General features: G+C 59.4%; 2 protein-coding genes. Both read right to left on the bottom strand.

Going from position 1 to position 3,990, the window contains the following annotated elements:
- Positions 1-26: 26 nt before the first annotated feature.
- Complete coding sequence (locus tag AB4043_RS17240; protein WP_442300828.1) at positions 27-1,586, bottom strand: FAD-dependent oxidoreductase; 1,560 nt, start codon at positions 1,584-1,586, stop codon at positions 27-29.
- A 164-nt stretch (positions 1,587-1,750) separates the two neighbouring features.
- On the bottom strand, positions 1,751-3,781 hold the full coding sequence (locus tag AB4043_RS17235) for a M3 family metallopeptidase (protein WP_442307614.1): 2,031 nt from the start codon (positions 3,779-3,781) through the stop codon (positions 1,751-1,753).
- Positions 3,782-3,990: the final 209 nt, after the last annotated feature.

Raw genomic sequence — 3,990 nt, 5'->3', positions numbered from 1 at the left:
GGATGACAGCGAAAAGCAGAGTTGACCTACCCAGGCAAATAAAACCGCGCCGCCAATTCCCTGAACGCGGCAACCTGCTCAAACCGCCACTCGGTCCCGTGTCCAAGCTCGCGGGCGAGTAGCTCTGCGACCTTCGGAGCTGACCGCAGCGCGGCCTTCGCATCCAGAAGCAGGGCACGCATCCGCCGAGAAAGAACGTCTTCGACGGTCCTGGCCATCTCTTCGCGAGCAGCATAGACGGCCTCTGCCTGGGTGAAGGGAAGAGCCTCATCCAGCTTTGCGCCTAAGGATGCATCCGTGGTGATAAGCGCTTCCACAGCGGCACGGTCAGTCCCATAACGCGAAAGCGAATCGTGGGAATCGCCTGCTTTCAAAGGAGCGCCACGCAAAGGAAGCTTTTCTGTCCTGCATGTCGCGGCAGGCAGCATCTCCTGTTTGATGGCATAGTCCACCAGATCCTGCGCCATGCGGCGATAGGTGGTCCACTTGCCGCCGGCGATGGTCAGCAGACCTGACGAGGAACGTTCAATGTGGTGCTCACGTGAAAGCTTTGCGGTCGATGCTCCCGGCCCGGTAATCAGCGGACGCAGGCCGGAGAAGACGGAGAGGATATCGGCACGCGTGATGGTGTGCTGCAGGTAAGGATTGATGTGGTGCAGGATGTAGTCGATCTCGTCATCTTGATGGCCGGGTTCGATCTCCGGTTTGGGAGCAGCGAGATCCGTGGTTCCGATCACGACCTTGCCCAGCCACGGAATGGCGAAGATGACACGGCCATCCTCCGTCTTCGGCACCATGATGGCGTAGTCGCGGCCGAGTACTGTCGGCGGCACGACAATGTGTGTGCCGCGCGAGACGTTCAGCAGCGAAGCGTCAGAGGGGTTGTCGAGATGACGCACCTCGTCAGTGAAGATACCGGTGGCGTTGACGACAACCCTGGCATTTACCCGGAAGGAGTTGCCAGTCTCCTCATCTCGCAGCGCTGCACCGGTGATCTTGCCCGAAGACTTTTCGAAGGAGATGCAGCGGACATAATTCAGTACCGTTGCGCCATGGTCGACAGCCGTGCGGGCCAGGGCCAGGCAGAAACGCGCGTCGTCGAACTGGCCGTCGTAGTAGACGATGGATCCCTTCAGGTTCTTCCGTGCAATATTGGGCAGCAGCGTCAAGGTTTTGTCGTGACCGAGAACCGAGGTCGGTCCCATGGTCGCCTTACCGCTGAGGACGTCGTAGAGTTTCAGTCCAACGCCGTAGAACGGCAGATCGAACCATCGATAGGCGGGTGTRACGAAGGGAAGAGGCTGCACCAGGTGCGGGGCATTGCGCAACATGGCTGCCCGTTCATGCAGGGCTTCATAGACCAGGGAGATCTGGCCTGAAGCCAGATAGCGAACGCCGCCATGCACAAGCTTGGTCGCCCGTGAGCTGGTTGCCTGCGCAAAGTCGCCGGCATCGACCAGCGCGGTGCGATAACCGCGGGTGACTGCATCGACGGCGATACCGAGGCCGGTTGCTCCGCCTCCCAGGATGAGTACATCAAACGTGTCGGACTGGAGTTGTTGCAGAGCCTGTATGCGTTGGTTCATGCCGGTAGAGAAGATGCTACGACATGAGAATGAAACAGAAAACCCACGCCTTTCCTCCGGCGTGGGTTTTCTTGTCTCTTAGAGCATTTTCCCTGTTGCTGGGAATCCCGGAAGAGCGTGCAGCGGCGTTTTCATTGCGGAAAACGCCCGTAGATGCAGAAGCCCTACTGAGCCGGCAAGCCCAGCGCGATCCAGCGTTTCAGGGCGTCCATGGACTGAGGACGTCCGAGAAAATCTTTGATCAGATCGTTAGCCGATTTATTTCCACCTGGCTCCAGGACCGTCTTGCGGTACTTCATCGCCGCAGGGCCGCCCAGCAGGTTCTTAGGATCGAAGGCCGAGAAGAGATCCACAGCGATCACCTTATCGAGCACATAGGTGTAGTAGTTCGACGAGTAGCCGGTCAGGTGCGTGAAGCTGGCATACATGTGGCTGTCATCGAGGAAGACATACGGCATGTGATCCACAAAGGTCTTCTTGTTGATGGCATCGAGATCGACCTGCTCGGGAGCACGGTCATGAACAGAGAGGGAGAGCTCGGAGTAGCGAAGCTGTCCCTGCACCCACGATCCGCGGGCAAAGCGCCCGGCGCGCACCATCTTATCGATGGTGGTCGAGGGAAGCACCTCGCCGGTCTTGTAGTGTCTSGCGAAGGACTGCAGGATCCCGGTGTCTTCGAAGAACTCCTCCAGCATCTGCGAGGGGGCCTCGACAAAGTCACGCTCGGTGCTGACGCCCGCCGTGCCGGCCCACTGACCGTGGCCGCCAAGCACCTCGTGCATCATGTGCCCAAACTCGTGRAAGAAGGTCACCACATCGGMGTACTGCAKCAGGCCGGGATCGCCATTCTCCGGTCCCGGAAAGTTGCACAGCAGGGCTGCTTCAGGAATCTGCGAACCGGAGCCCGGAATCACGCCGGACTCTGAGAACCACTTATCCTTGCCCTCACGCGGATGCATGTCCAAATAGATACGACCTGCCAGCTTGCCCTGGTCGTAGACGTCATACGCGGTGACGGTCGGGTTCCAGATCGGAGCCTTGCTAGGGCGGAACTCGATGTGGAAGAGTTTGCCCGCGGTAGCGAGCACGCCTTTCTCCACCTCCGGGTAGGGGAAGTAAGGACGTACCGACTGCGAGTCGAAGTCGTACCTCGCGCGTCGGTACTGCTCGCTCCAGTAGCTGGAGTCGCTGGCGGCGAGCGGTAAAGCAGAAGGTTCCTTCTCTTTGACGAAGGCCTCCAGCAGGGCAAACTCCTTGGCTGCCGCGGGGCGGGAGGCCTCATCGACCTCCTTGAGGAAAGAACGCAGCTTATCGGCTGAGCCGATCATCATGTCGGCGGTAGCGAGATCGGCCCAGGTCTTATAGCCGAGCGTGGTCGCCATCTCCTGCCGGGTCTTCATCAGATCGAGCAGGACGGCCTTGTTCCCAGGGAAGGCGCGGTTGTTGTACGCGAGATACATATCGCGCCGCAGGCGCGGGTTCTTCGCATAGGTGACGACCGGCAGCATGTCGGGCTGGTCAGTGGTGAGTGTGATGGTCCCGTCGGCAGCGGGCTTGTGCTTCTCGATGTAATCCGCGGGGAGTCCATCGAGATCGGCGGGATCCTTGACGACGACCTTGCGGACATCGTCCTGCACCGTGCGGGAGAAGTGGAGTGATTGCTCAGTGATCTGGTCTGAGAGCTTGCGGACTTTCTCGCGGGTGTCGGCATCCTTATCCACACCAGCCAGGCGGTATTCCAGCAGCGTACGGTCCAGGTAGTACCTGGTCGCTGCATCCGCCTTTGTCTTATCGACGGCTACCAGCGCGTGGTAGACATCCTGATTGAGCTGCAGGGCGGTGCCTTCGGCGGAGATGTTCTGCAATAGCGCCTGCGCCTTGTCGCGCACGTCTTTGTTGTCGTGCAGACCGAACATCAGGTAGTCCTGATTGCCGGCGATGTTCAGGTGGAACTGGGCGCGGTCGAAGGGCTTCAGCGTGTTCTCGATCGTACGGGTTCCTTTGACGGCGAGGATCTCCGCGACGGCCTTCTTCTCTTCGGCGATGTGATAGTTCACCCAGTTCTCGAGATCGGCAGGCGTGGTCATGCCGACCCAGGCGTGAAGGGGATCGGCGGGCGGCTTCGGTGCGGCCGTTTGGGCGATAGAAGGTACGGCAAGACTCATAAGCAGGGCAGTGCTCCGGATCAGGTTCACAAGGAATGTCCTCGTTCTTTCAGGGTGCCTATTCTCTCATGTACGCAGAGAGGGAGGATGTGGTTCCGGAGGCATGGAATCGTGTACCGTGGTACATTTGTACCATGAGTGATGAAGCCCGGCCGATCGAAGTTGAGCGTGTCCAGACAGGCGTCAGGATCGAAAAGAGACTGCTCAAGGTCCTCAAAGGACTGGCAGAACTTAAGGAC

It is taken from the genome of Terriglobus sp. YAF25 (assembly GCF_052113305.1).
In the GTDB taxonomy this organism is placed as follows: domain Bacteria; phylum Acidobacteriota; class Terriglobia; order Terriglobales; family Acidobacteriaceae; genus Terriglobus.
This window is presented reverse-complemented; position numbering and strand designations above follow the sequence as displayed.